The organism is Nocardia sp. CNY236 (genome assembly GCF_000482385.1).
In the GTDB taxonomy this organism is placed as follows: domain Bacteria; phylum Actinomycetota; class Actinomycetes; order Mycobacteriales; family Mycobacteriaceae; genus Nocardia.
Genome location: NZ_AXVD01000007.1, coordinates 184,231 through 206,974 on the forward strand (window position 1 = coordinate 184,231; position 22,744 = coordinate 206,974).

Genomic DNA, 22,744 nt, shown 5'->3' on the forward strand with positions numbered 1-22,744 from the left:
TATCGTTTGTCGCATCCACCGATCGATTCTCGACAAGGATTCGCAGCTGCCATGCCGACCTCCAGGCACTTCAGCGACCGGCTACCGCGTCGGTTGGGACTACTCGATGCGGTGGTGATCGGGTTGGGTTCCATGCTGGGCGCTGGCATTTTCGCCGCGCTGGCGCCGGCGGCGCGGGCCGCTGGGTCCGGCCTGCTGATCGGACTGGCAGTTGCGGCAGTGGTGGCCTATTGCAACGCCACGTCCTCGGCACGGTTGGCCGCACGATACCCGACCTCCGGCGGCGCCTATGTGTACGGGCGAGAACGTCTCGGCGAGTTCTGGGGGTATCTGGCCGGCTGGAGTTTCGTGGTGGGCAAAACCGCCTCCTGCGCGGCGATGGCCCTGACAGTCGGTACCTACCTGTGGCCCGAGCGACCACGCCTGGTCGCAGTCGCCTCGGTACTGGCCTTGGCGGCGATCACCTACCGAGGAGTGCAGAAGTCGGCTGTGCTCACCCGGGCGATCGTCGGCATCGTCCTGGCAGTTCTGGCAGCGGTGGTGATCGCGGCTGTCCGCTCCCCCGCCGCCGACCTCGGCCGCCTCGACATAGGACCGGATGTGTCGCTGCACGGGGTATTACAAGCCGGTGGCCTGCTGTTCTTCGCTTTCGCCGGGTACGCGCGCATCGCTACCCTGGGCGAAGAGGTGCGTGACCCCACACGCACCATTGCGCGGGCGATCCCGGTGGCTCTGACGATCACCCTTGTGGTCTACGTCACCGTCGCGACCGCCGCCTTGACCGTTCTCGGCGGGTCCGGCCTGGGTGCCGTCGCGGCGCCGCTGGTCGACGCTGTGCGCGCTGCCGACCTGCCGGCCCTGATGCCGGCCGTTCGCATCGGCGCCGCGATTGCGGCGCTGGGATCATTGCTTGCGTTGCTGCTCGGTGTCTCCCGCACTGCCTTCGCCATGGCTCGCGACGGCCACCTTCCACGCGCGCTGACGGCGATACATCCCAGCACCGGCGTACCGCATCGTGCAGAGCTCGTGGTGGGTTCGGCAGTGGTGATCCTGACCACCACCACCGACCTGCGCGGCGCAATCGGTTTCTCGTCCTTCGGCGTGCTCACCTATTACGTGATCGCCAACGTCGCGGCGTGGAATCTCCCCTACAAGGGACGACTTCGTCGGGCGGTACCCGCTCTGGGAGCTGCGGGCTGCATTGTGCTCGCGGGCACGCTGCCAATCGAATCCGTCATCGCTGGCGTCAGCGTGCTCGTCCTCGGGGCCGCGACCTACACCGCCCGCCGCGTGATCAGCTCGGGCCGCGGCCGGGTCTGACCCACGGGCCAGTATTTACTCCACTGCAGCGGAAGTGTTGCCGGGAGCACGACTGCGCCGACGACTTATGGGGTGGTACCCGCTGTTGTGGCGCAATACCGGGTAGTCGATCACTGCCTTACAGTGGATGCCAATGGTTTGCTATTTGTTGCTTCTCTACCGATCCGAGAGGACGCCACGGATGGCCGCACAGCTGAATCCGACGGTGCAGGAGTTCATCGACGCGGTCAATGCCGCCGATCAGGACCGGTTCTACGCTGTGCTCACCGACGATGCGACGATGTCCGATGACGGCGTCGAACGCAACCTTGCCCAGTGGACCGAAACAGAGATCTTCATCGGCAATGCTCGGATGCGGATCGAATCCGTCGGTGACGGCGGCACCGAATTGGTCGCCGACTACACCAATTCGCGGTGGGGCTCGATGCGTACCACCTGGCGGTTCGTAGTTCGCGACGGCAAGGTCAGCCGCTTCGAGACCGGGCAGGCCTGACGGTCACCGCCGCTCGGCACGCCTGTCGCGGAACCTGCCGCCGAGTTCTGTAGCGCCTGACCCACGGACCCGCCGCAGCACCGACGTGCCGTGGCTTTAAGGTGGGGCGACCGCGACAGCGACCAGGAGGATCGTCGATGAGGGCACTACTATCTCGGACCCGAGGGGCACGGATCCGGACGACCGGTTTCGCAGTCGCCGTGCTGGTCGCTGCCCTTGCCGGCTGCACCGATATCGAACGGGCACTCAACCGCGGCGGCGACACCCCGTGCAGCCAGTACATCGAGCAGGACCAAGATGCCAAGCGCATGACGATCACCAAGTTCGTCAAACAGCAAACTCAGAACGAAAACGAACCCTCGGGCACCGTCGTAGACGCAACTATGGTGGCGGTCGAACTGTTGTGCGGCACTCAGGCGAACGCGGACACCCCGATCAAGGACGCAGACGTCGCGGGGATCTTCTTCCACAAGTGACCGGCACAGGCGAAGTCTCGCATCACCTGTGCCGGTTCGATGCCGTGTCTCCGGATGAAACGACCATCGGGACACACGTGCCGAGGTCAGCGACCGGGTAGGAAGCGTAGGCCACGAGCCAATCGCATGATCAGCCGTTGCCACACGTGCTTCGGAAGCAGTGTGGGGCCATCGAGATTCGTCAAGCGCGTCACCACGATGGACTGCGGTTCGGTGAACTTCAGGAGTCCATCGGGACCATGGCGACGGCCCACACCGGAAATACCCATACCGCCCATCGGCGCGCCAGTGGTGGCCCACGCGGTCGCGTAGGCCTCATCGACGCACACGGTACCGGCTTGCAACCGCGCCGCGATCCGTTCACCGTCGGACTTGTTCGCCGCCCAGACCGAGGCATTGAGGCCGTAGTCGCTGTCGTTGGCCAGGCGAACGGCTTCCCCGACACTGTCGACAGGGTAGATCGACACCAGCGGACCGAAGGTTTCGTTGCGACCACATTCCATCTCGTCGGTCACCCCGGACAGGATGGTGGGCTCGTAGAACAGCGGTCCCAGATCCGGGCGCGCTTTGCCGCCGGCCAGCACTTTCGCGCCCTTGGAGGTGGCGTCCGCGACGTGCTTGGAGACGGTTTCCAGTTGCGATTCGGAGATGAGGCTGCCGATATCGGTGGAGAAATCGTAGGTCGCGCTGAGCGCCGCAGCGTTCACTTCGGCGACGAATTTCTCGGTGAATGCCGCGGCGACCTCGCGTTCGACATAGATCCGTTCGATCGAAATACACAGCTGCCCGGCGTTGGAGAAGCACGCGCGCACAGCGGCTTTGGCGGCTTTGTCGAGGTTTGCACCCTTGGTGACGATCATCGGATTCTTCCCGCCCAATTCCGCGGAAAAGCCGATCAGCCGCTGGCCGCATTGCTGGGCCAGGGTGCGGCCGGTTGCCGAAGAGCCGGTGAACATCAGATAGTCGCACGCTTCGACGATCGCGGTGCCGACCTCGGCGCCGGGACCGGGGACGACGGCGAACAGGTCACGCGGTAGTCCTGCCCGATAGAGCAATTCCGCGCCCGCCAACGTCGAATACGGCGTCTGGCTGTCCGGTTTGACCACCACGGCGTTTCCTGCCATGAGCGCCGGGATGGAGTCGCCGACCGACAGCACCAGCGGGTAATTCCATGGCGCGATGACACCGACCACGCCTTTGGGTTGTGCAGAGACGGAGGCTCGGGTGATCAACGGGAAGCCACCCTGCACCCGTTGCGAGCCCAACAAGCGAGGCCCGACCTTGGCGAAATAGCGAGCTGCCAGCATCAGGGCAACGACTTCTTCCTGCGCTGCCCACCGCGCCTTGCCGGTTTCGGCCTGGACCACGTCCATGAGGAAATCTCGGTGCTCCACCAACAATGCCCGATAGCGCTCGAGCACCGCTGCGCGTTCGGCTGCCGGCTGCGCCGCCCAGCGTTCCTGTGCAGCCCTGGCCTTCTCGAACGCGTGCGCAACATCGGCCTTCGTGCCCACCGGTACGGTACCCAGTGGTTTTCCGGTGAACGTCTCGACGATCGTCTTTTTCCGACGGTCTGCGGGCGCTTCGATTACGGCCAGCGCGCTCAGGCGCTCGAATACTTCAGCTTCCGGCGCGGGCATCCTTGCCTCCTAGTTGTCAGTAACCGGGATACACACAATCTACGCTGCGGATGGCTTCCAGGGCTCAACGGGGCACCACCTCGCAGTCCAGACAAAAGCGGCGACCGACACTGCCTCCGTCGGGTCGCCACCCCGACCTCTTCCGCCATCGCAGTCGTCGCTCACAACGACCTGCGCAGAGTCAAATCGAGTCCCACTCACCGAGACAACTTGTCCGGATAGACCGGTTTGTCGATTACGTTGTGCCGATGTTCAGAGGGCTCGGGGTCCGCACCCGGATTCTGGCGATTGCGCTCATACCGAGCCTGACCCTGCTTGTCGTCGGTGTCGGCGCGGCGGGCTACCTGGTCACCGAAGCAAACACCGCCGAGGACTGGGCAGCCGAACACCAGCAAGCCATCCCTTCGACCCGGGAATTGCTGGAAGCAGCGCAACACGAACGTCACCTGACCCTCGCACTTCTGTCGGGCGACAGCGCCGTCGCCCCCGCGCTCAGCGGCGCCCGACTGCGGCTGGATGTGGCGCTGCGGGGGCTGGTCGACGCCTACGAAGGCATCCGCGACGTGGACGAAGCCCGGCTCCGCGATGATGTCGCGGAATTCACCGCACTCATGGAAACGCTGACCGCTGTCCGTTCTGGAATCGACGCGACCGCGCTGTCGCCCGCCGACGCCTACCTGTTCTACAACCGCATGCTCGATGTGATTCCCGCGGGCACCGAAGTCGCCGAGCGCACCGCACCAGACGCTGCGATCGCCGTCCGTATCGCCACTGGCCTGCGCTTGTTCAAGGCCAGTGAGGCGATGGCACGCAGTACTGCGCTCGGCGCGTTGTACCTCGATACGGATGCGACCCCAGCGATCCCCGGCGAAGAGTACATTCGTCAGATCGGCTTCTACCACACCGAAATCGCCGCTCTCGGCCTCGAACTCGACGGCGCGGAGGGGCAACATCTGCAAGCACTGACCGTCAGCACGGCCTGGAAGCAGCTGACTTCGATGGAAAGCGCGATCGCTGCGCGAGCGACGGCATCGTTGGCGACCACATCGAATACCAGCGCACCCAGCGTACGCTCCGAGATCGCCGCCCCGTTGCCGCTGAGCACACCGGAATGGCTCAGTGCCGCAGCGGAAGTCAACCGGGGATTGACCGATGCCTGGACTGCACACAACCGGGCCTCTCAGAAACTTGCCGAGGACACCGCCGCTGCAGCCGCCCGCAAGTCCGCCCTGCTCGGTGGCGGCGTACTCGTGGTCAGCATCCTGGCCTTTCTGGTCGCGGTGGCCATCGCCAACCGCATCATTCGCCGCCTGAAGCGGCTACGTCGCCAGACACTCGCACTGGCCGACGAGCGCCTGCCGGACATGATGCGCAGGCTGCGCGAGGGCGACAGCATCGATCCCGCCGCGGAATCACCCGCCCTGGACTACGGTCGCGACGAGATCGGCCAAGTCGCCCGTGCGTTTCAGCATGCGCATTCCGCGGCCGTCGCAGCCGCGGTAGCCGAAGCCCATACTCGCGAGGGCGTCAAGACGGTGTTCCTGAACATCGCTCACCGCAGCCAGGTCGTAGCGCACCGTCAACTGGAAATTCTCGACGAGGCCGAGCGGCAACAAGAAGACCCGATCCTGCTCGACACACTCTTCCGCCTCGACCATCTCGCGACGCGGGAGCGGCGCAACGCCGAGAATCTGATCATCCTGGGTGGCGGCAAGCCGGGCAGACAGTGGCGCAACCCGGTCCCGCTGGTGGACGTGATTCGCAGCGCCATCGGCGAAACACTCGACTACGCACGGGTTCGCGTAGCCCGCCTCCCAGAGGCTCACGTGGTCGGCACCGTTGTCGCCGACCTGATTCATGTGCTCGCCGAGCTGGTGGACAACGCCACCTCCTTCTCCCCGCCGCAATCGCGGGTCGAAGTGACCGCCAATGTCGTCGGAAGAGGAGTGGCGATCGAGATCGGCGACCGAGGCATGGGCCTAGCCCCGGCAGATCGGGACGCGATGAATGCGATGCTGAGCAATCCACCCGATTTCGGAGTGGCTGCGCTGTCGGCCGACTCCCGGATGGGATTGTTCGTCGTTGCCCGACTTGCGGCCCGGCAGGGTATCTCGGTGCGGCTGTCGGAGTCGGACTATGGCGGGACCTTGGCGGTCGTCCTCGTCCCGACCGCGCTGCTCGCCGACGAATTTCTCGGCGCACCCACTCCATCGGCGGGCGCCGATCCCCAACCCGCGCATGTCCTCCCACCGGCGGCTGCCACCGCGACAGAACCTGCGAAGTCTGCCCAAGCCAATGCGTCGTCCGAGAATTCAGCGACCATCCAGCCACCGGCGCTCCCCCAGAAGGGACCACATCCGAACAGTGGCGCATCCATCGAGCGGATGGCGGACGGCCGTCCAGCGCTGCCGCGGCGCACGCGACAGCGCCCGCTGCCACGACACGCTACGCAGCCTGTGCAGAAGCCGGCCACCACCGCGCCGACACCGCGGTCGGCCGAACATGCCCGCGATCTGATGTCCGCCATCGAGACCGGGACGCGGCGAGGGCGCCGCAGCACTGTCGTCCCGGACGAACAGGAAGGCTGAGGATGTCCGATTCCTCCACAGGTGATCTCACGTGGCTACTCGATGATCTCGTCGATCGACTGGCCGGCGTCCGGTATGCGGTGGTGTTGTCCACCGACGGACTGCTCCTCGGCCGCTCCAGCGCAATGAGTAGGGACGACGCCGAGCACTTCGGTGCGATGTCTTCCACCCTGTACGGGCTGGCGCGCACCGCGGGCCAGCGGTTCGACGGTGGCGGCGTGCGACAGGCGGTCATCGAGCTCGACCGTGCCGTGCTGTTCGTGACCGCGGCGGGCGACAACGCCTGTTTGGCACTTCAGGCTGTCGAGTCCGCAAATCTCGGTATGGTCGCCTATGAAATGAATTCGACCGTCCAACGTTTGGGCAGATACCTGTCCACCACTGCGCGACAGGATCTCGTCGTGCACGTGGAGCCGAATCCGCAATGACACACCCCCTCGAATCCTGGTTCGACGAAGAGGCCGGCCCTCTGGTCCGCCCGTATGCACTCACGAACGGACGCACCACCAGCTCCGGACCAGAATTGGACATGCTCACTTCTGTGGTCGCCGACGATTCCGCGGATGCGCTGCACCGGGCAGAACCGGAGTATGCGAATATTCTTCGCCTGTGCAGAGTTTCGCAAACCGTTGCCGAACTCTCTGCACAGTTGCGGTTACCGCTGGCGGTGACCAAGGTCCTCGTCGGTGACCTGATCGGCGATCGACAATTGATCTTCCGCGTCCCCGTTCCGACGGAGACCGGACCCGACGACCTCGAGATATTGCGAGCAGTACTGGATGGAATCCACAAACTCTGACCCCAGCGGCATGCCGCAACTGGCCGCTTCGGTCAAGATCCTCGTCGCTGGCGGGCTGGGTGTCGGCAAAACCACCATGGTTTCGACGATCAGCGAAGTCCCTCCGCTTCGGACCGAGGAACTGATCACCGAGATGAGCACCGGCGTCGACGACCTCACCGGTGTCGAGCAGAAGATCACGACCACCGTCGCGCTGGACTTCGGCCGACTCACCATCGACCGCGACTTGGTGCTCTATCTGTTCGGGACACCGGGCCAGGACAGGTTCTGGTTCCTTTGGGAGGAGTTGGCGCGCGGCGCGCTCGGGGCAGTCGTGTTGGCCGACACTCGCAGACTCGACGACTCCTTCGCCGCGGTGGACTTCTTCGAACGACGTCGGCTGCCGTTCATGGTGGGAGTCAATTGTTTCGAGGGAGCCCCGCACTACACCGTGCAGGAGGTTCGTGACGCACTCGACCTCGATCCGGTCACCCCTGTGATGCTCTGCGACGTCCGTGACCGCGGATCGTGCAAGACCATGCTGCTGACTTTGGTAGAGCATCTGATCCAGCGTGTGCTGCGGGCACAGGCCACCACGTGAGCGTCCCGCGGCGGTGAGCGACACGGTGTGCCGCGGGAAATGTCGACTGTGAGTTCGGAGGCCACGACCGTGTTCTTCGATAATCCCGAAGAAGCCCAAGAATTTGCAGAGGCACTCTCCGTTGTCACATTGACTGTCGATCGGATCGACGATATCGAGATAACCGACGATACCGCGCGTGCAAAAGTATCCGGCACGGTTGTCGAGTTGGTTTCAGGAGATCGAGTCGAAACAGAAATATCCGAGACCGAGCTCCTGCGAAAGGAAGACGGCGTATGGAAGCTCTGCAATACGGGGTAGCGAGTGGATGACAGCTTCGCTCGACTCGCAACTCACTGCAGCAAACCAGCACGCGCGAGATCGTCGAAGAGCAATTGGTCTACCGGGGGCACGTGGGCGCGGTCGGCGTAGCGAAACCATGCCACTGCTTCGATCTCGCTGCTGGCGGTGAGCAGCCCCTGGTAGTCGCCGGTATAGCAACTCATCCGGACCAGCTCCGCACTCGTGGGGGTGGCAAGCGCCTCGTAGGTACCGACATGCTCGACCGTCTCGGGCAACAGGGTGACCGAGAGTTCCTCCTCGATCTCGCGCACGAGTGTCTGTCTATCGGTCTCGCCGCGCTCGCGTTTGCCGCCAGGGATGAAGAACGTATGTCGTCCACGCGGTCGCGCGCAGAGAATGCGACCCTTCTCGATCCGCACCCACGCCACGGTGTCGATCAACCGAGGCACTCGCCCGTCTGTCACCGCCGCAGCCTACGCTGCCGGCAGTGGAGCCCGCGCGGTGGCGCATCCCGTGTTGGTATGGCGCCGGCCTCCCATTCGACTCGACATGGGCGGTGAAGATCGTCAGCCGAATGGGAGAGCCGATGGGTCCTGGGCCCCGGGCCCGAGGATCGGCCGTAGATCGCGGATCCGGACATGGTCGCCGCATTCCGAGCACACCGGCTCGATCGTCGTCAGATGCCCACACTCTGTATGCATCGACTGTATGGGAGGGCCGTCCGGCGCCGCCCAGGCGTCACCCCATTGGCGCATGACCGTGACGACCAACCACAAGGATCGGCCCTTGGCCGTCAAGCGGTAGTCGTAGCGAACCGGGTTGTCCTGGTAAGGGTCTCGGGTGAGCACCCCGTGGTGAATCAGGTGTTCCAACCGTTGAGTCAGCACGTTGCGCGCGATCCCAAGGCGCGCGCGAAAGTCGTCGAAGCGGGTCACGCCGAGGAGTGCGTCCCGCACGATCAGCAGCGTCCACCACTCCCCAACCACCTCCAGACACTGGGCCACAGAGCAGTTCATGTCCGCGAAACTCGTCCTGCGCATGATGCCAGCATAGTAAGTTGCTTGATACAACTTGCTACCCTATGGTCTGTTGCATGACGCAACTCACTATGCGGACACTCGTGGAGGAATTCGCTCTGTCGGCGACCGGCACCGGTTGGAATGCACGAATCGATCGGACCTGGCGCGGCTGGACCGGGCCGCACGGGGGTGTGATCGCCGCACTACTCATCGAGGTTGCCAGCCAGCATGCCGCCGTCGAATCTCAGTCCGCGCGCGCGGTGGATCTACGCTTTCTGGGTCGTCCCGTCGATGGCGAGCTGTCGTTGCAGGAATCGGAATACGCCGTTGGTCGAAGCACGACCGTGATGACCGTCCGTGCCGAGCAATCCGGTGGCCCGATCGCCGAAGCATCCATCACGTTCGGTCGAACCGTAGCGAGCAGCGTCGACTGCCACGCGGGCGCCCCCGCACCCGATGCGCCCGCTCCGCAGGACTGTGCGACGTTCGCCTTGCCGCCCGACATCGTGCCGGTGAGTGCTCATTTCGACATCCGTCCGGCTACGGGGCCATTGCCGCTGAGCGGAGCCGACGAGCGGATGATGTGCGCCTGGATCTCCTTGGTTCCCGAACTACCGTTGTCGACCCCGACCCTCGCCATTCTCGCCGACGCGCTGCCGCCGGCCATCTTCCCCCGCTTGCGCGCACCGGTCGCGGTCCCCACCGTAGCTCAGTCGATGTACCTGCACAGTGAGCCGACCGGACGTGAACCGGTCCTGGTACAGACCACGAATGCCTCGACCGCCGGCGGCTGGTCGGTCGACGATGTCTCGATCTGGCATCGAGACGGGCGCCTGCTCGCCACGGCTCGGCAGACTCGCCGCGTCCTCGGCTGAGGCGGGCTGCTCGTGAACTCTTCCACCATGACCCCGGCGCGACCTGCACCAGACTTCCGGGGCGTGCTCGGCATCGTCTCGGTCGGTGTGTTGCTGTCGAGCCTGGACCTGTTCATCGTCAATGTCGCCCTCCCCGATATATCTGCCGGCTTCGCCGAATCGAAGCTCTCCGGACTGTCCTGGGTGCTCAATGCGTACGCGATCGTGTTCGCGGCGCTGCTCGTCCCTGCTGGGCGACTCGGTGATCGCGGTAGTATCCGCCGCACTTTCCTGCTCGGACTCACCGTTTTCGTCGTCGGTTCGGCATTGTGCGCGATCGCGTGGGATGTCGGCTCGCTGGTGATGTTCCGCGTGATCCAAGCCGTCGGTGGCGCCCTGTTGACTCCGGCGTCGTTGGGCCTGGTGTTGGCGGCGAGCCCGCCACAGAAGCGCGCGATGGCCGTGCGGTTGTGGGTCGCCTTTGCCGGAATCGGCGCGGCACTCGGCCCGGTACTCGGCGGCGTGCTCGTCGAATTCGGCTGGCGCTGGGTGTTTCTGGTCAATGTTCCGATCGGGCTGGCCGCGGTGGTCGTAGGCATGCGGAAACTGCCCAGCCCACCGGGTGATGCCGGCAAGCTGCCCGATCTTCTCGGCGCGGCGCTGCTGGTCGCAACGATCGCCACACTCGTGTTCGGATTGGTCCAGAGCGAGGAGTGGGGGTGGTCGGCCAGCGGTGTGCTGCTGGCCTTCGCGGCGGCGGCGATACTGGCTGTCGCGTTCGTCGCCTCCTCCGCATGTCACCACAGCCCTGTGGTCGATCCAGCACTGCTGCGCGCACCCAACTTCGCGGCGATGGCCGGCAATGCGGTGTTGTTCAATATCGCCTTCGGCGCGATGTTGTTGTCGGTGGTGCTGTGGGCGCAACACGTCTGGGGCTGGTCGGCGTTGCGCACGGGTTTGGCCATCGCGCCGGGTCCTCTGATGGTTCCGATCGTGGCGGTTCTGGCAGGACGTTTGATCGGCAGGATCGGCGCCGGGACGGTCATCGCGATCGGCGGGGTCACCTTCGGCGCAGGCATGGTGTGGTGGGCACAGGCGATCACGGTGCAGCCCAACTATGTCGGCGGACTATTGGGCGGCATGGTGGTCGGCGGTATCGGTATCGGGTTGACATTGCCCACTGCCTTCGCAGCCGGAACCAGCGGATTGCCGCCGCAGCGATTCGCCACCGGCTCCGCAGTTTTGAGCATGGCGCGCCAAATCGGACTGGCCGTGGGCGTCGCAGTGCTGATCGCGGTACTCGGCTCACCGGCAACCCCGCAGGCGACGCTCGAGGCCTTCCAGCGTGGATGGTATGTGACAGCCGCAGTCGCCGTCGTTGCCGGCCTGGTCGGCATGGCCACACGGATGCCGCACACCGTTGTCGCGCAACCGGCCGAGGCCACCGAACGAGCTGCGATCAGCTGACGCACCGCGAACGAATCCACGGCCCGTCACTGCATGGGCACCCGGTATGCGACTTCATGCCGGGCGCCCGTGCACTACCCAGGGCAGCAGATCAGCGGCTCAACCGCTGGAATCGCAGCACGGCCAAGGGCAGGAACACCGCGGCAATGATCGCCGGCCACACCACCGCCATCAACACCGCGTGCTGCTCGACCCAGTATTCCCCTGCGCCGGTCGGCGTCCCGAACAGTTCCCTGGTCGCGGCCACGGTGGACGAGACCGGATTCCAGGCCGCGATCACACCCAACCAGTCCGGCATCAATTGCGGCGCGACGAAGACACTCGAAATCATCGTGAGCGGAAAGGCAATCGCGAACAGGCCACCGGCCGCCTCCGGGTTGGGCACCAGCAATCCGAGCCACACGCCCACCCAGATCAGCGCGAACCGTAGCAACAGCAACAGCCCCAAGGCTGCAAGGCAACGCAGCACGCCACCTTCGGGCCGCCAACCGATCAGCACGGCAGTAAGCACAAGGATGCTCAACTCGGCGCAGGCGACGAACAGATCGGTCACACCACGCCCGGACACCACTGCCGAGGAGGCCATCGGCATCGAGCGGAAGCGGTCGATGACGCCCCTGCTGGAGTCGTAGACGACCACTGTCGCGGTGTTGACGAATCCGAATGCCATCGTCATGGCGAACATTCCGGGCATGAGAAAGCTCTGATAGTCGCCGCCGCCCGGCACGCTCATCGCGCTGCCGAACACATACCCGTACAGCAGCACCGACAGAATCGGAAGTCCGAGTTGCCAGGCAATGTTCGCCGGCTGGCGGTGGTAGTGGGTCAGTCCGCGGCGCACCATGTTCCAGCAATCGGCGACTACCCAGTATGCGCGAGAATGAGAGAGGCTTCCCGTACGGTTCGCTGTCGTCATCGAACGACCTCCTCACTGGCCGCGCGGCGTCCGGTCAACTGGAGAAACACATCGTCGAGACTGGGTCGACTCAACCTGATGTCTGCGATGTCGAGGCCCTCGTCGTGAAGGGTGCGCGTCACCTCGGTAAGCGCCGCGACGCGATCGCTCACCGACGCCGACACCCGCAGTTCGGCATCGTCGGTACTCGGCTCCCCAGCGCAGACACGGGCCAGCGCCTTGGCGACGGCAGGCAGGTCGATGGCCTCGGTGGCTTCGATCTCGAGCGTGTCTGCACCCACGGCGCGCTTGAGTCCCTCCGGGGTGTCCTCGGCAATGGCGCGGCCCTGGTCGATCACGGTGATTCTGGAAGCAAGGTTGTCTGCCTCCTCCAGATACTGCGTCGTCAGCAATACCGTGGTGCCGTCGGCCACCAGGGCACGCACAGACTCCCAGATCTCACCGCGACTGCGCGGGTCGAGGCCCGTGGTGGGTTCATCCAGAAACAGCACCTGGGGCGCGAGGATCATCGACGCCGCAAGATCGAGCCGGCGCCGCATACCCCCGCTATAGGTGCCGGCGCCACGATCGCCCGCCGCGGTCAAGTCGAATCGCTCCAGGAGTTCGGTGGCTCGCTGCTTGGCCGCTCGACCGCCGAGATGAAACAACCTGCCGAACATTTCGAGGTTCTGGCGGCCGGTGAGCACTTCGTCGACCGCCGCGTATTGGCCGGTGAGCCCGATCCGTGCCCGCACCGCGCGCGCGTGGCGCGCGATGTCCAGACCGGCGATCTCGGCACGACCACCGTCGGGTCGAACCAGCGTGGACAAGATGCGCACCGCCGTGGTCTTGCCCGACCCATTGGGTCCGAGGAGTCCGTGAACGGTGCCGCGGCGCACCGTCAGATCGAATCCGTTCAGGGCACGTTTGTCCCCGTATTTCTTTTTCAACTGTTCGACGACGACTGCGGAGTTGTTCACCGTTGTCCATCCTTTCCGGCCACAAAACTGAGTACGCTGTACTCACATAAGAGTACGATGTACTCAGTTTCTTGCCAAGCGGATATGCTGACCTCTATGAACAGCGTGGAGGCCAGCGGAAATGGAGACCTCACCCGAACACTCGATCTACTCTGGGGCGAGACCCCCCGACCCAGTCGGGGTCCCAAACCCGGGCTGATCCTGGACCGCATCGTCGACGCGGCGATCGCGGTCGCCGATGCGGAGGGTTTGGCTGCGGTGACCATGCGGCGGGTCGCGACCGAGCTGGGAGTCGGCACCATGTCGCTCTACCGGTATGTGCCGGGCAAGGCGGAACTGTTACATCTGATGCTGGACCGGGTGCGGCGAGTCGACGACCATATCGTCGAGGGTCGGGATGGGTGGCGTGCCGCTTTGGAGGCTCTCGCCAACGAATCGCTCGCGCTCTACCGGCAGCATCCATGGCTGGTCGGCGTAGACCAATCGCGCCCTGTAATCGGGCCGGGCGCGCTCGAAGGCATGGAGAAGATCCTGCGCGCGGTCCGACCGATGGGACTGCCGGACCGCGAACTCGTCTCGGTGGTTGTCATGATTGCCGGCTACGTGCTCGGCGCGGTGCAGATGCAGCTGTACGAGAACGAGATCGAAGGGGTTCCCAGCGAGGCGGGCGCAGAGATCGGGCGGGCACAGCTGTCGGTCTTGAACCGGGCCATGGCCAGCGGCCGCTACCCGACCATGGCTTCACTGTCCGACGATGCGTTTTCGGCTGATTTCGACCACTTCGACTTCGGACTACAACGCATTCTCGATGGACTGGAACATCTCGCACGGCGTGCCGGCGCGACACCAGGTGCGTCGTACGGGTCCAACCCGACTGGACCGACCGAACCACGCCAGGGCACCACCCGATGACGCGCAGCGCTGTCGAGATTTCGACAGCGCTGAACTGCGAAAAACGTTGTGAGATACAGCTATTCGAGCCTTCGAATCGGATGCGCCGGGTGAACGTCAATCGTGCAGCTGTGCGATCAGGCCGAAGGCATCCCGACGACATGTCCGCAGAGAACGAAGCGTGCGCCGGGGCGAGGCGCCCCACCGGCTCTGAGCGATCCGCCAGGACGCGAGGAAGACACCGACTTTCATATGGGTGAAAAGGTCGTTCGGTGCGCCCTCGTCGACCAGACGAGACACGATCGTGGTCTCCATGTCGATACAGTGGTCGAAGCTGTGCTTGGCCAATACCTGGCTGCGGCCGATGATGTCGAGCGAGGCCGAGAAATCTTCGGCCCATTGCTCGCCGGCAGTCGCCAGCACGTGATCGAGCGGGCCGTCGAGTGCCGTGAGGGAGTTCTGTGCTGGGTCGAACTCTTCGAGGTAGCGATTCCACAGTTCGATTTCCGGCGCCAAGAAGGCCGACTGCTTCTCTGGAAAGTAGCGAAAGAAGGTACTGGTTCCCACCCTGGCATGCGCACAGATCTGGACCACGGTGGTCGCGTCGTATCCCGCCTCGGATGCAAGCATCCGTGCAGACCGAATGATCTGCTGCCGCGACTCCGCCTTCTTGATCTCACGAAGCGATGTCGGTCGTGAGGGTCGGGAAGCCATGCGTCGATAGTACTGCGCACCACTTGGGCGTCGATACCACGTGGGCGGAGCCAGTGAGCTGCTGCCGAGGGACGGATTCGCAGGACGGCCTGCCAGCGGCCACGACGAAACCTCAGATCCACACCGCTGTGGCGCGGTCCGAGATCGACTGTGCGCAGACGAGATTCAGGTTGCGCCGTGCGCTTCGGTGCCATACGCTTCCATTCTGGAAGTCACTTCCAGTTGGAAGTCACATCCAGATGCAGCAGGTCCTTCTCTCGAGCCGGTGACTTCGTCTCGATGGACCCGACAGTTTCCGATGTCGCAGAAGGGCCGTTCGTCACTCCGATCAGGGTGCGGCTGCCGAAGGCGGTCGCAGGGTGATCCTCGGTGGTCATTCCGTCGGTGCGGCCGCAGCGATCCACTATGCCGCATGGGACTTCGATGGTGTCGCCGGCTACCGGAGTATCGATGGGTTGGCGATCATCGATGGTGGTGTGTTGGAGGCTTTCAGCGGCGCGGGAATGGAATTCGCCATCGATCTTCCGACGGCTCGGGGGTGGTTGGCGGGTATTGGAGCGGGTGGTGTCTTCGAAGACGAGACTTCGACCCGTACTGTGCTGGGTTTCGAGGGCAACCCGGAAGCGGGGGGCCGTCTTCTACAAGCTGTCCGCGCGAGCGATCCTGGAACGGCCCGACGAGCTGTCGGTGCTGACGACCCGGCTGCCTGATCGCTACCCGGTGCCGGAAGCTGCCACCAACACCGACGTCTTCCGGGCATTGATGGCGCTGGAGAACGCGAAAGGTGGGCACGGGGTCACCTCCGCGACCCGGTTGGGAATCGTCGCTCACGCCCATTCACTCGGGCCGGGTGCCTTCCAGTGGTACACCATGAACCGCACGTTGCTCGACTACATCGCCGCGGATTCCCTGCAGCACAACGAGGTCACAGATCTGCTGGGCCTACGCTGCATGCACACCAAGGGCATCGATGTGCCCCTGCTCGCCTACGCCTCAGGGTTCACCAACGGATCGGCCATCGAATCCGCCCGAAAGCTCGCCGAGCGATCATCCATTCCGCACCTGGATGTCGTGGAAGACCGTGCGCTGACTCATCACGATGTGCTGTTTGCCGACCTGCCGGCCAATAGTTTGGTGCGGGCACTGGTGGCTTTCGTGTCGTCGATCGCCGATGTCGAGAAGAGGCGCTGAACCGATGTACAGCAGATGTGCAACAGGCTGGACACGATCGTGAGTAGTACCGAATCCCTTGCCCGCGGGTTCACAGTAGGCGGTGGTTCACGGCGTCCCGCGTTGGTGCTGGCCATTGCCGCGGTGGCGGTGCTGATCGTTCCGATGGGTGTGAGTGGGACGCCGGTTCTGCTGCCCCGGATCGGCGCCGATCTGGGTGGCAGCCTCGCGCAGCTGCAGTGGGTGGTCAACGCCTACAACGTCGCCGCAGCCAGCTGCATGCTCGCCACCGGTGTACTCGCCGACCGGTACGGCCGCCGCCGCGCGTTCCGTGTAGGCGCCGGACTGTATGTCGTCTCATTGGTGGTGACGATCGCAGCACCCGCCACCGTGGTCATCGATGTGTGCCGTGGCCTGGCTGGAATCGGCGCGGCCGCGATCGTGACCTCGATGACCGCGATCGTGGCGGACGAGTTCACCGGTCCGGCGCGAGCCAGAGCTTTCGCGCTGGTCGGTGTGGTGATCGGCGCGGGGCTGGCATTGGACCCCACCATCAGCGGCGCGATCGCGCAACTATTCGACTGGCGAACGGTTTTCGGTGTCCATGCCGTGATCGTCGGTGTCGCGCTACTCGGCTCGCTGCTGCTGCGGGAGTCGCGCAACCCTAGCAGCGTGCGATTCGATGTACCGGGCGCCGCAATGTTCACCACCGGGTTGCTGTTGCTGACGATCGGCACGATCGAAGGACCACGAGCCGGTTGGCTCAGCCCGCTGACCATCGTGCTGTTCACCGGTGCGATGGCGACCCTGGCGTTGTTCGTGGGCTACGAACAACGCACCGCGAACCCGATGTTCGATCTGCGCTTGTTCGCCGACCGACAGTTCCTCACGGTGAACCTGGTGAACATCGAATTCGCCTTCGGGTTCATCGGCCTACTACTGCTGCTACCGGCGTTCCTCAGTGGCGTGGGTGGACTCGGCGACGGCGAAACCGGTGTGCGCATTCTGTTTCTGACCGCGCCGATTCTGCTCGCGCCCTTGCTGTCGGGCCGGCTGCTGGCTGCGGGTGTCGAACTGAGGTTCATCCTTGCGGGAAGTCTGGCGGTCATCGGTCTCGGCGCGTTCGGGCTCACCTTCCTGGATGCCGATCGCACGCTATGGGTGCTGGCGCTGCCGCTGATCGTGACCGGACTCGGTGTCGGCTCGCTGAACGGGGTCATGGACGGTGCGGCCGTCAGTACCGTGCCGAACCAGTCGTCGGGCATGGCGGCGGGCATGTTCAACACCAACCGCCTGGCCGCAGAAGCATCGGCCTCGGTACTGGTTGTCACATTGATCGCCTCGTTCACGCGAGCTCAACTCGAGCGCGCACCACTGCCACCAGAGGTCGACACTGCCACAGCCTCGGACAAACTGGCCTCTGGAGACGTCGGACAGCTTTTCACCGACTTCCCGGATGCAGTACCTGGCTTCATCGATGCCAACGTTTCCGCGTTCCATCAGGTGATGTGGATCTCGACTGCTCTGGCGGCGTTCTCCGTGACCGCGGTGCTGGTCCTCCTGCGGCCGAGGCGCCCGTCATGACTTACGATCGGCGTGCCAACCCGTCCGCGGTGACAGTGTCTTTTGTCAGCTCACGATAGTAGGGGCTGGTGGCCGACAACTCGTCATGGCTTCCCGCGGCCGCTATCCGCCCACCATCGAGCACGATGACCGAGTCGGAGTCTCGGATTGTCGAGTAGCGGTGGGTGGCCACGATGACGGTGCAGTGACCACGCAACTGCCGCAGCGTCTGCGAAATCGCAGCTTCGCTCAGGGGGTCGAGATTCGACGTCGGTTCGTCCAGCAGCAGCAGATGCGGTTCGCTCAACAGAGCACGTGCAATCGCCAGACGCTGGCGCTCCCCGCCGGACAAGGACCGCCCATGCTCGCCCACGGCCGCTTCGAGGCCTCCCTCGAACCGATCGACGACCTCAGCGAGTCCAGCCAATTCCACGGCGCGTACGAGCTGCTGCTCGGTGGCGTTCGGGTGCGCGTAGGCGAGGTTCTCTCGCACTGTGCCGTGCATGATCGGTGCGTCTTGCTCCACGAACGCGATCCGGCGGCGGTAGGAGCGTAGATCGGTGTATGCGGCGTCGACCTCGTCGATGACAACTGCACCGCACTCGGGTGTATAGAATCGCTCGATCAGCGCGAGCAAGGTGCTCCTCCCGGCGCCGGGCGGCCTCCCTATCCTCGGCTGCGCTGGCACGCACGGTGCGGACAGAACTCAGCGCGCGTTCGGTGTCGGCGCTCAGTGCTCCGACACCGGTCTGTATGCCCTCGGAGGCGGTTCTGATTCCAACCAGCGCACCCGCGACGAGCAGACCCGCGCCGAGGGTGGTGATCACGACCACCGCTGTCATGAAGGGGCTGAGCCAGACCATGACCGATACGGCTGCGGCTGCCGACACCATCGAGATCACGACGCCTGCGCCACGAAAAGGCCGATAAGCAATGCCACGAGCCCGACAACCGCACCGCCCGCGGACACGGCGTCGATGATCCGCATCGACATGATCGGCTGCACTATACCGAGTCCGGCGGCCACCAGCAGCAGGAGCGCGCCACCAAGATACCGCCCCCCGCGACGTTCGATATCGACCGGCCGGATCTCGGTAGCAACCATCCACCGGTTTCCACTGTTTGCGGCGGATGTCGCACATCGTGGCTCGCGGCATCCAAACGAAGCCACCGAATGGTCCTTATGCTCAATCGGTTTCAGACACCGCAGCGTTGAGCCGGTGATTCGGACGGCGACGCAGGCCCAGCGGGACAGTGGTAGGTTCGCCGGCATGCCCAGCTCGGATGAGAAGACTATCGGCCTGGTTCTGGTCACCTACCAGAGTGCGCAGGACCTGCCCGGTTTCCTGGAAACGCTTCCGGCGGCAGTGGGACCGTACGGTCTCGACGTGATCGGCGTCGACAACGTTTCCACCGACCGCAGCGCCGACATCGTCGAAGAGTTCGGCGGCCGAGTCATCCGTAACTCCCGCAATGTCGGTCTGGCCGCAGCGATCAACCAAGGCGCCGCGGCCACCAGTGCGGAGTGGATTCTCGTCGCCAACCCCGACACCGAGTTGGCGGTCGGTTCGATTGCGACGTTGGTGGAGACCGCGAAAACCGATGAGCGAATCGGGATGATCGGACCACGGATCACCCAGTTGGACGACACCCCGTACCCGAGCGGTCGGCGGTTTCCGTCGTTGGCGGTGGGTATCGCGCATGCCTTGCTCGGGCCGGTGTGGCCCGGAAACCCGGCGACGCGTCGCTATTTCGGCGAGCCGGTGACCGAGGTCAGCGATGTGGATTGGATCTCGGGCTGCTGCATGCTGTTTCGCCGCAGCGCTTTCGATGCGGTGGGCGGATTCGATGATCGCTATTTCCTCTACTTCGAAGAAACCAAGATGGCCCTGGATATGCATCGCGGCGACTGGCGAGTCGTGCTCGATCCCAGTGTCGCGATTCGCCACCGGGAGGGCGGCAGCATGCGGTCCGCGCCGCTGCGCAAGGTCCGCTCCCACCACCGTAGCGCCTTGCGCTTCTACTGCGACTACCACAAGGGTTCGCCGTGGATCGCATTCGCACCACTCGTGGCGGTCGGGCTGACGATGCGGGGGCTCGCGGCGGTGGCGCGCACAGCGTTGCTGCAACGCGAGAGAGGGCCTGCGTGAGTCGCTGGACCGATGCCGACTATCCTTCCACCTATCATTCTGGTCTACAGTCCGGCCACCAACCAATGGCTCGCCGCCGCCGAAACCACTGTCGTGGAAAGAGATTGTCCGACATCAAAGACGGCTGGATCGTCTTCGAGGCTTCCGCGTAGGGGTCCAACCGGGTCGCTGGTGTGACCCCCGCCTCATGCGTGGTTGAGGCGATAGCGCACAGTGAGATTCGGCAGCGATCGACGAATCTGATGACGAACTGGTGGATATGACTGCGAAACCGACCGCGTTGGGCTACCTGCGCCGCGATGTCTCCGGCGTGACCCAGGCCTGGCACGAGACCCAGATCCGTAGTCTGGCGAGCCGGATGGGGTATGAGTTGGCCAAAACCGTGGTGTTCGGGGCCAACACCAGCGAGCCGCTCGCTCGCCTGGTCGACGCGGTGCGCAAGATCGACGCCGATGCGGTGATCGTGCCCGATCTCCACCACATCGGCCCGGACGTGCCCACCGAACTCGTGGGTGTCTGCGAAGTGATCACCGTGCACCCACACCTTACTTACCCCCGCAACTCCCCATCGAACCCCTTCGACACATGATGCCGGGCGGCCGAGCGAGTTCCCGGCGTGGGCAGAGGCTGGCCTGTCACACAGGTATGCGAACATATGTTCGTGTCTGCTGCGTCGACACCCCGATCGGACAGACCTCGGATACAGGCGCGGGCCGAGGCGACGATCCTGCATGCCGACCTGGACTCGTTCTACGCGTCGGTGGAGCAGCGGGACGACCCGCGCCTGCGAGGCAAGCCGGTCATCGTGGGCAGTGGGGTGGTGCTCGCCGCCAGCTACGAAGCCAAAGCGTTCGGGGTGCGCACGCCGATGAACGCCAGTCAGGCGCGCCGGCTGTGTCCGCATGCGATCGCGGTGCCGGCGCGCATGTCTGCCTATGCCGAGTCGAGCGCGGCGGTATTCGAGATCTTCCGCGACACCACGCCGATCGTCGAGGGGATCTCCATCGACGAGGCGTTCTTGGACGTCGGCGGGTTGCGTCGTATCGCGGGTGAGCCGGTCGATATCGCCGCGACGTTGCGCACCACCGTGCGTGAGCGTGTCGGCCTGCCGATTTCGGTGGGGATCGCCCGCACCAAGTTCCTCGCCAAGGTGGCCAGCGCGGTGGCCAAGCCCGACGGTTTGCGGGTGGTGCCACCGGACGGTGAAATCGATTTCCTGCACCCGCTGCCGGTCGAACGACTGTGGGGTGTGGGCGAGGTCACTGCGCGGATATTGCACCAGTATGGCATCACCCGAATCGGGCAACTCGCCGACCTGGGTGAACGGTCTTTGCAGGACATGGTCGGCCTTGCGGCGGCCCGTCATCTGTCTGCCCTGTCCTGGGCGCGTGATCCGCGCCGGGTGGAGGTCGGCCGGCGGCGCCGTTCGATCGGCGCACAGCGCGCTCTCGGCCGCCGCTACCGTCCGCCCGACGAGATCGAGGCCTACCTGCACGGTCTCACCGATCGGCTCGGACAGCGCCTGCGAGCCGCCAACCGCCGATGCCGCACGGTTGTATTGCGCATTCGTTTCGACGACTTCACCCGCGCCACCCGGTCGCACACTCTCGCCGAGGCCACCGACCACACCGACACGATCCTGCACGCGGCCCGCAGCCTGCTCACCGAGGTCACCCCGCTCATCCACGAGCGGGGTCTGACCCTGATCGGCCTGGGCCTGACCAATCTGGACGACTCCGATGCCGTCCAGCTCCCACTGCCCTTCGCCGCACGGCCGACCGACACGCTCGACACCACACTGGACGATCTGCGCCGCCGCTTCGGCTCCACTGCCGTTACCCGCGCGGCGCTGCTCGACCGTGGTGTGGGAGCCTCGGTTCCGCTGCTCCCCGACTGAAACAACGCACACAACCAAACGTGGCCCCGGGCGAAACACCCTGGGCCAGGTCACATTCGAAGGCCCCGACACACTCCGGGTCTTCGCTCGGTGTGTCGCGTGGAATCTTCACGCGACACACCATAGCCGCTGGTCAGGATACCGAATCGGCGGCAGTGAGGATGATCTCGGCGACCGCCTGCGGCTGGGATGCGGGCAGGGCATGCGAAGCGCCGGAGATTTCAACAGTGTCGCGAGCTCCGGCGCGTTCGGCCATGAACCGGTGTGCAGCCACCGGAATGTTGAGGTCCGCTTCGGGGAAGACGAACCACGACGGCAGGTTCTTCCAGTTGGGTGCGCCCGACGTGCCGTTGAGGGCACGGTCGTTGAGTGGGCGTTGGGTGACCGCGTCGAGTTGGGCTCGGTCGGCCGGCAGATCCGCAGCGAACTGGCCGTGGTATTTGCCCTGCGCAATGTAGAGGTCGGTGCTGCCGTCGGGCAGCGGAACCTCGCTCAGAGTTTCACCGAGCGTGCTACCCGGGAACTTGCCGGAAAGCTCGCCGATGGTTTCGCCTTCCTCTGGCGCGAAGGCAGCGACGTACACCAGTCCCTTGATCTTCGGATCGTGGATCTGCGAGATGACCTGGCCGCCATAGGAGTGCCCGACCAGGACGACGGGACCATCGATAGAGGAAACGACGCCGCGGACTGCGTCGGCGTCGCCGTCCACGCTGCGCAGCGGGTTACCCGCGGCGATAGTCCTCAGGCCCTGCTGGTCGAGCCGGTCGATCACGGCGTTCCAGCTCGCGGACTCGGCGAAGGCACCGTGTACCAGGACGATGGTCGGCTTCTCCTCGGCGCGTCCAGGATCGGCGGCTGCACAGCCTGCGCTGGCCATGGTCGCGGCGAGTCCCAGTGCAAGGGCGGCGAGTTTGGCGGTGTTGGTGAATCTCACGACGAGTTCCTTTGCTGTACAGAACTGAGCGT

Annotated in this window: 26 protein-coding genes; 17 read left to right on the top strand and 9 right to left on the bottom strand. The window is 64.8% G+C overall.

Going from position 1 to position 22,744, the window contains the following annotated elements:
* The first annotated feature begins 51 nt into the window (after positions 1–51).
* The 3 genes from K940_RS0106990 (at position 52) to K940_RS0107000 (ending at position 2,289) form a co-directional block, all read left to right on the top strand.
* Positions 52–1,320, top strand: coding sequence for an APC family permease (locus K940_RS0106990; RefSeq protein WP_028476945.1), 1,269 nt, complete (start codon positions 52–54; stop codon positions 1,318–1,320).
* 181 nt (positions 1,321–1,501) lie between these two features.
* On the top strand, positions 1,502–1,813 hold the full coding sequence (locus K940_RS0106995; protein WP_028476946.1) for a nuclear transport factor 2 family protein: 312 nt from the start codon (positions 1,502–1,504) through the stop codon (positions 1,811–1,813).
* A gap of 137 nt (positions 1,814–1,950) precedes the next feature.
* Positions 1,951–2,289, top strand: coding sequence for a hypothetical protein (locus K940_RS0107000; protein ID WP_051406950.1), 339 nt, complete (start codon positions 1,951–1,953; stop codon positions 2,287–2,289).
* Positions 2,290–2,375: 86 nt separating this feature from the next.
* On the opposite strand, the gene K940_RS0107005 is transcribed toward K940_RS0107000, so the two are convergent.
* Positions 2,376–3,929: a succinic semialdehyde dehydrogenase gene (locus K940_RS0107005; RefSeq protein ID WP_028476948.1), complete on the bottom strand. Its 1,554-nt coding sequence runs from the start codon at positions 3,927–3,929 to the stop codon at positions 2,376–2,378.
* Positions 3,930–4,177: 248 nt separating this feature from the next.
* Between K940_RS0107005 and K940_RS0107010 the strand changes: the two genes are divergently transcribed.
* From K940_RS0107010 to K940_RS27250, 5 genes are read left to right on the top strand one after another with little or no spacing between them, the layout of a single operon-like run.
* On the top strand, positions 4,178–6,517 hold the full coding sequence (locus K940_RS0107010) for a nitrate- and nitrite sensing domain-containing protein (RefSeq protein ID WP_036527741.1): 2,340 nt from the start codon (positions 4,178–4,180) through the stop codon (positions 6,515–6,517).
* A 2-nt stretch (positions 6,518–6,519) separates the two neighbouring features.
* A complete protein-coding gene (locus K940_RS27245; RefSeq protein WP_036527743.1) occupies positions 6,520–6,945 on the top strand; it encodes a roadblock/LC7 domain-containing protein in 426 nt (141 codons plus the stop codon).
* Positions 6,942–7,316, top strand: coding sequence for a DUF742 domain-containing protein (locus K940_RS0107020; protein ID WP_028476950.1), 375 nt, complete (start codon positions 6,942–6,944; stop codon positions 7,314–7,316). The genes K940_RS27245 and K940_RS0107020 overlap by 4 nt, the downstream gene beginning before the upstream one ends.
* Positions 7,297–7,896, top strand: coding sequence for an ATP/GTP-binding protein (locus K940_RS0107025; RefSeq protein ID WP_028476951.1), 600 nt, complete (start codon positions 7,297–7,299; stop codon positions 7,894–7,896). Before K940_RS0107020 ends, K940_RS0107025 begins: the two co-directional genes overlap by 20 nt.
* Positions 7,897–7,944: 48 nt before the next feature.
* Positions 7,945–8,196, top strand: a complete 252-nt coding sequence (locus tag K940_RS27250) for a hypothetical protein (RefSeq protein ID WP_036527746.1) — start codon at positions 7,945–7,947, stop codon at positions 8,194–8,196.
* Positions 8,197–8,228: 32 nt separating this feature from the next.
* On the opposite strand, the gene K940_RS0107035 is transcribed toward K940_RS27250, so the two are convergent.
* A complete protein-coding gene (locus K940_RS0107035) occupies positions 8,229–8,642 on the bottom strand; it encodes an NUDIX domain-containing protein (RefSeq protein ID WP_028476952.1) in 414 nt (137 codons plus the stop codon).
* 102 nt (positions 8,643–8,744) lie between these two features.
* Entirely contained in the window at positions 8,745–9,218 is a 474-nt protein-coding gene (locus tag K940_RS0107040; RefSeq protein WP_028476953.1) for a helix-turn-helix domain-containing protein, read from the bottom strand.
* Between the two features lie 53 nt (positions 9,219–9,271).
* On the opposite strand from K940_RS0107040, the gene K940_RS0107045 reads away from it, so the two are divergent.
* Together K940_RS0107045 and K940_RS27255 are read left to right on the top strand one after the other, a co-directional pair.
* Positions 9,272–10,072, top strand: coding sequence for an acyl-CoA thioesterase II (locus K940_RS0107045; RefSeq protein WP_028476954.1), 801 nt, complete (start codon positions 9,272–9,274; stop codon positions 10,070–10,072).
* Positions 10,073–10,084: 12 nt separating this feature from the next.
* A complete protein-coding gene (locus K940_RS27255) occupies positions 10,085–11,518 on the top strand; it encodes an MFS transporter (protein ID WP_231390277.1) in 1,434 nt (477 codons plus the stop codon).
* Between the two features lie 91 nt (positions 11,519–11,609).
* Here the strand turns inward: K940_RS27255 and K940_RS0107055 are convergent, their stop codons facing one another.
* Positions 11,610–12,434 carry an ABC transporter permease gene (locus K940_RS0107055; protein ID WP_028476955.1) on the bottom strand — a complete coding sequence of 275 codons (825 nt, stop codon included), beginning with the start codon at positions 12,432–12,434 and terminating at the stop codon, positions 11,610–11,612.
* A complete protein-coding gene (locus K940_RS0107060; protein WP_028476956.1) occupies positions 12,431–13,393 on the bottom strand; it encodes a daunorubicin resistance protein DrrA family ABC transporter ATP-binding protein in 963 nt (320 codons plus the stop codon). The genes K940_RS0107055 and K940_RS0107060 overlap by 4 nt, the downstream gene beginning before the upstream one ends.
* Before the next feature lie 96 nt (positions 13,394–13,489).
* On the opposite strand from K940_RS0107060, the gene K940_RS27260 reads away from it, so the two are divergent.
* Positions 13,490–14,305 (top strand): TetR/AcrR family transcriptional regulator, encoded by an 816-nt coding sequence (locus K940_RS27260; protein WP_155980773.1) that lies wholly within the window; start codon positions 13,490–13,492, stop codon positions 14,303–14,305.
* Positions 14,306–14,401: 96 nt separating this feature from the next.
* On the opposite strand, the gene K940_RS30685 is transcribed toward K940_RS27260, so the two are convergent.
* On the bottom strand, positions 14,402–14,998 hold the full coding sequence (locus tag K940_RS30685; RefSeq protein ID WP_051406951.1) for a TetR/AcrR family transcriptional regulator: 597 nt from the start codon (positions 14,996–14,998) through the stop codon (positions 14,402–14,404).
* Positions 14,999–15,357: 359 nt separating this feature from the next.
* Here K940_RS30685 and K940_RS0107080 point away from each other — a divergent pair, with 359 nt between their 5' ends.
* Genes K940_RS0107080 through K940_RS27270 form a run of 3 tightly spaced genes read left to right on the top strand, consistent with a single transcriptional unit; the run spans position 15,358 to position 17,752 of the window.
* Positions 15,358–15,708, top strand: coding sequence for a hypothetical protein (locus K940_RS0107080; protein ID WP_028476957.1), 351 nt, complete (start codon positions 15,358–15,360; stop codon positions 15,706–15,708).
* Positions 15,686–16,189, top strand: a complete 504-nt coding sequence (locus K940_RS0107085) for a hypothetical protein (RefSeq protein ID WP_155980774.1) — start codon at positions 15,686–15,688, stop codon at positions 16,187–16,189. Before K940_RS0107080 ends, K940_RS0107085 begins: the two co-directional genes overlap by 23 nt.
* A gap of 39 nt (positions 16,190–16,228) precedes the next feature.
* On the top strand, positions 16,229–17,752 hold the full coding sequence (locus K940_RS27270; RefSeq protein WP_196812123.1) for an MFS transporter: 1,524 nt from the start codon (positions 16,229–16,231) through the stop codon (positions 17,750–17,752).
* 1 nt (position 17,753) lies between these two features.
* Here the strand turns inward: K940_RS27270 and K940_RS0107095 are convergent, their stop codons facing one another.
* Both K940_RS0107095 and K940_RS0107100 read right to left on the bottom strand, forming a co-directional pair.
* Positions 17,754–18,419, bottom strand: a complete 666-nt coding sequence (locus K940_RS0107095; RefSeq protein ID WP_255342579.1) for an ATP-binding cassette domain-containing protein — start codon at positions 18,417–18,419, stop codon at positions 17,754–17,756.
* 210 nt (positions 18,420–18,629) lie between these two features.
* Positions 18,630–18,836 carry a hypothetical protein gene (locus tag K940_RS0107100; protein ID WP_028476960.1) on the bottom strand — a complete coding sequence of 69 codons (207 nt, stop codon included), beginning with the start codon at positions 18,834–18,836 and terminating at the stop codon, positions 18,630–18,632.
* Between the two features lie 166 nt (positions 18,837–19,002).
* On the opposite strand from K940_RS0107100, the gene K940_RS27275 reads away from it, so the two are divergent.
* The 3 genes from K940_RS27275 to dinB all read left to right on the top strand — a co-directional run bounded on the left by K940_RS27275 (position 19,003) and on the right by dinB (position 21,778).
* Positions 19,003–19,881, top strand: coding sequence for a glycosyltransferase (locus K940_RS27275; protein ID WP_036527816.1), 879 nt, complete (start codon positions 19,003–19,005; stop codon positions 19,879–19,881).
* Positions 19,882–20,140: 259 nt separating this feature from the next.
* Complete coding sequence (locus K940_RS0107110; protein WP_028476961.1) at positions 20,141–20,470, top strand: recombinase family protein; 330 nt, start codon at positions 20,141–20,143, stop codon at positions 20,468–20,470.
* A 66-nt stretch (positions 20,471–20,536) separates the two neighbouring features.
* Positions 20,537–21,778, top strand: coding sequence for a DNA polymerase IV (gene dinB, locus K940_RS0107115; protein ID WP_051406961.1), 1,242 nt, complete (start codon positions 20,537–20,539; stop codon positions 21,776–21,778).
* Positions 21,779–21,911: 133 nt separating this feature from the next.
* On the opposite strand, the gene K940_RS0107120 is transcribed toward dinB, so the two are convergent.
* Complete coding sequence (locus K940_RS0107120) at positions 21,912–22,712, bottom strand: alpha/beta fold hydrolase (protein ID WP_028476963.1); 801 nt, start codon at positions 22,710–22,712, stop codon at positions 21,912–21,914.
* Positions 22,713–22,744: the final 32 nt, after the last annotated feature.

Coding starts and splice junctions, on each gene's coding strand:
- K940_RS0106990 (WP_028476945.1), top strand. CDS start 52: ATGCCGACCTCCAGGCACTTCAGCGACCGGCTACCGCGTCGGTTGGGA.
- K940_RS0106995 (WP_028476946.1), top strand. CDS start 1,502: ATGGCCGCACAGCTGAATCCGACGGTGCAGGAGTTCATCGACGCGGTC.
- K940_RS0107000 (WP_051406950.1), top strand. CDS start 1,951: ATGAGGGCACTACTATCTCGGACCCGAGGGGCACGGATCCGGACGACC.
- K940_RS0107005 (WP_028476948.1), bottom strand. CDS start 3,929: ATGCCCGCGCCGGAAGCTGAAGTATTCGAGCGCCTGAGCGCGCTGGCC.
- K940_RS0107010 (WP_036527741.1), top strand. CDS start 4,178: ATGTTCAGAGGGCTCGGGGTCCGCACCCGGATTCTGGCGATTGCGCTC.
- K940_RS27245 (WP_036527743.1), top strand. CDS start 6,520: ATGTCCGATTCCTCCACAGGTGATCTCACGTGGCTACTCGATGATCTC.
- K940_RS0107020 (WP_028476950.1), top strand. CDS start 6,942: ATGACACACCCCCTCGAATCCTGGTTCGACGAAGAGGCCGGCCCTCTG.
- K940_RS0107025 (WP_028476951.1), top strand. CDS start 7,297: ATGGAATCCACAAACTCTGACCCCAGCGGCATGCCGCAACTGGCCGCT.
- K940_RS0107040 (WP_028476953.1), bottom strand. CDS start 9,218: ATGCGCAGGACGAGTTTCGCGGACATGAACTGCTCTGTGGCCCAGTGT.
- K940_RS0107045 (WP_028476954.1), top strand. CDS start 9,272: ATGACGCAACTCACTATGCGGACACTCGTGGAGGAATTCGCTCTGTCG.
- K940_RS0107055 (WP_028476955.1), bottom strand. CDS start 12,434: ATGACGACAGCGAACCGTACGGGAAGCCTCTCTCATTCTCGCGCATAC.
- K940_RS27260 (WP_155980773.1), top strand. CDS start 13,490: ATGAACAGCGTGGAGGCCAGCGGAAATGGAGACCTCACCCGAACACTC.
- K940_RS30685 (WP_051406951.1), bottom strand. CDS start 14,998: ATGGCTTCCCGACCCTCACGACCGACATCGCTTCGTGAGATCAAGAAG.
- K940_RS0107100 (WP_028476960.1), bottom strand. CDS start 18,836: ATGGTTGCTACCGAGATCCGGCCGGTCGATATCGAACGTCGCGGGGGG.
- K940_RS27275 (WP_036527816.1), top strand. CDS start 19,003: ATGCCCAGCTCGGATGAGAAGACTATCGGCCTGGTTCTGGTCACCTAC.
- K940_RS0107110 (WP_028476961.1), top strand. CDS start 20,141: ATGACTGCGAAACCGACCGCGTTGGGCTACCTGCGCCGCGATGTCTCC.
- dinB (WP_051406961.1), top strand. CDS start 20,537: ATGTTCGTGTCTGCTGCGTCGACACCCCGATCGGACAGACCTCGGATA.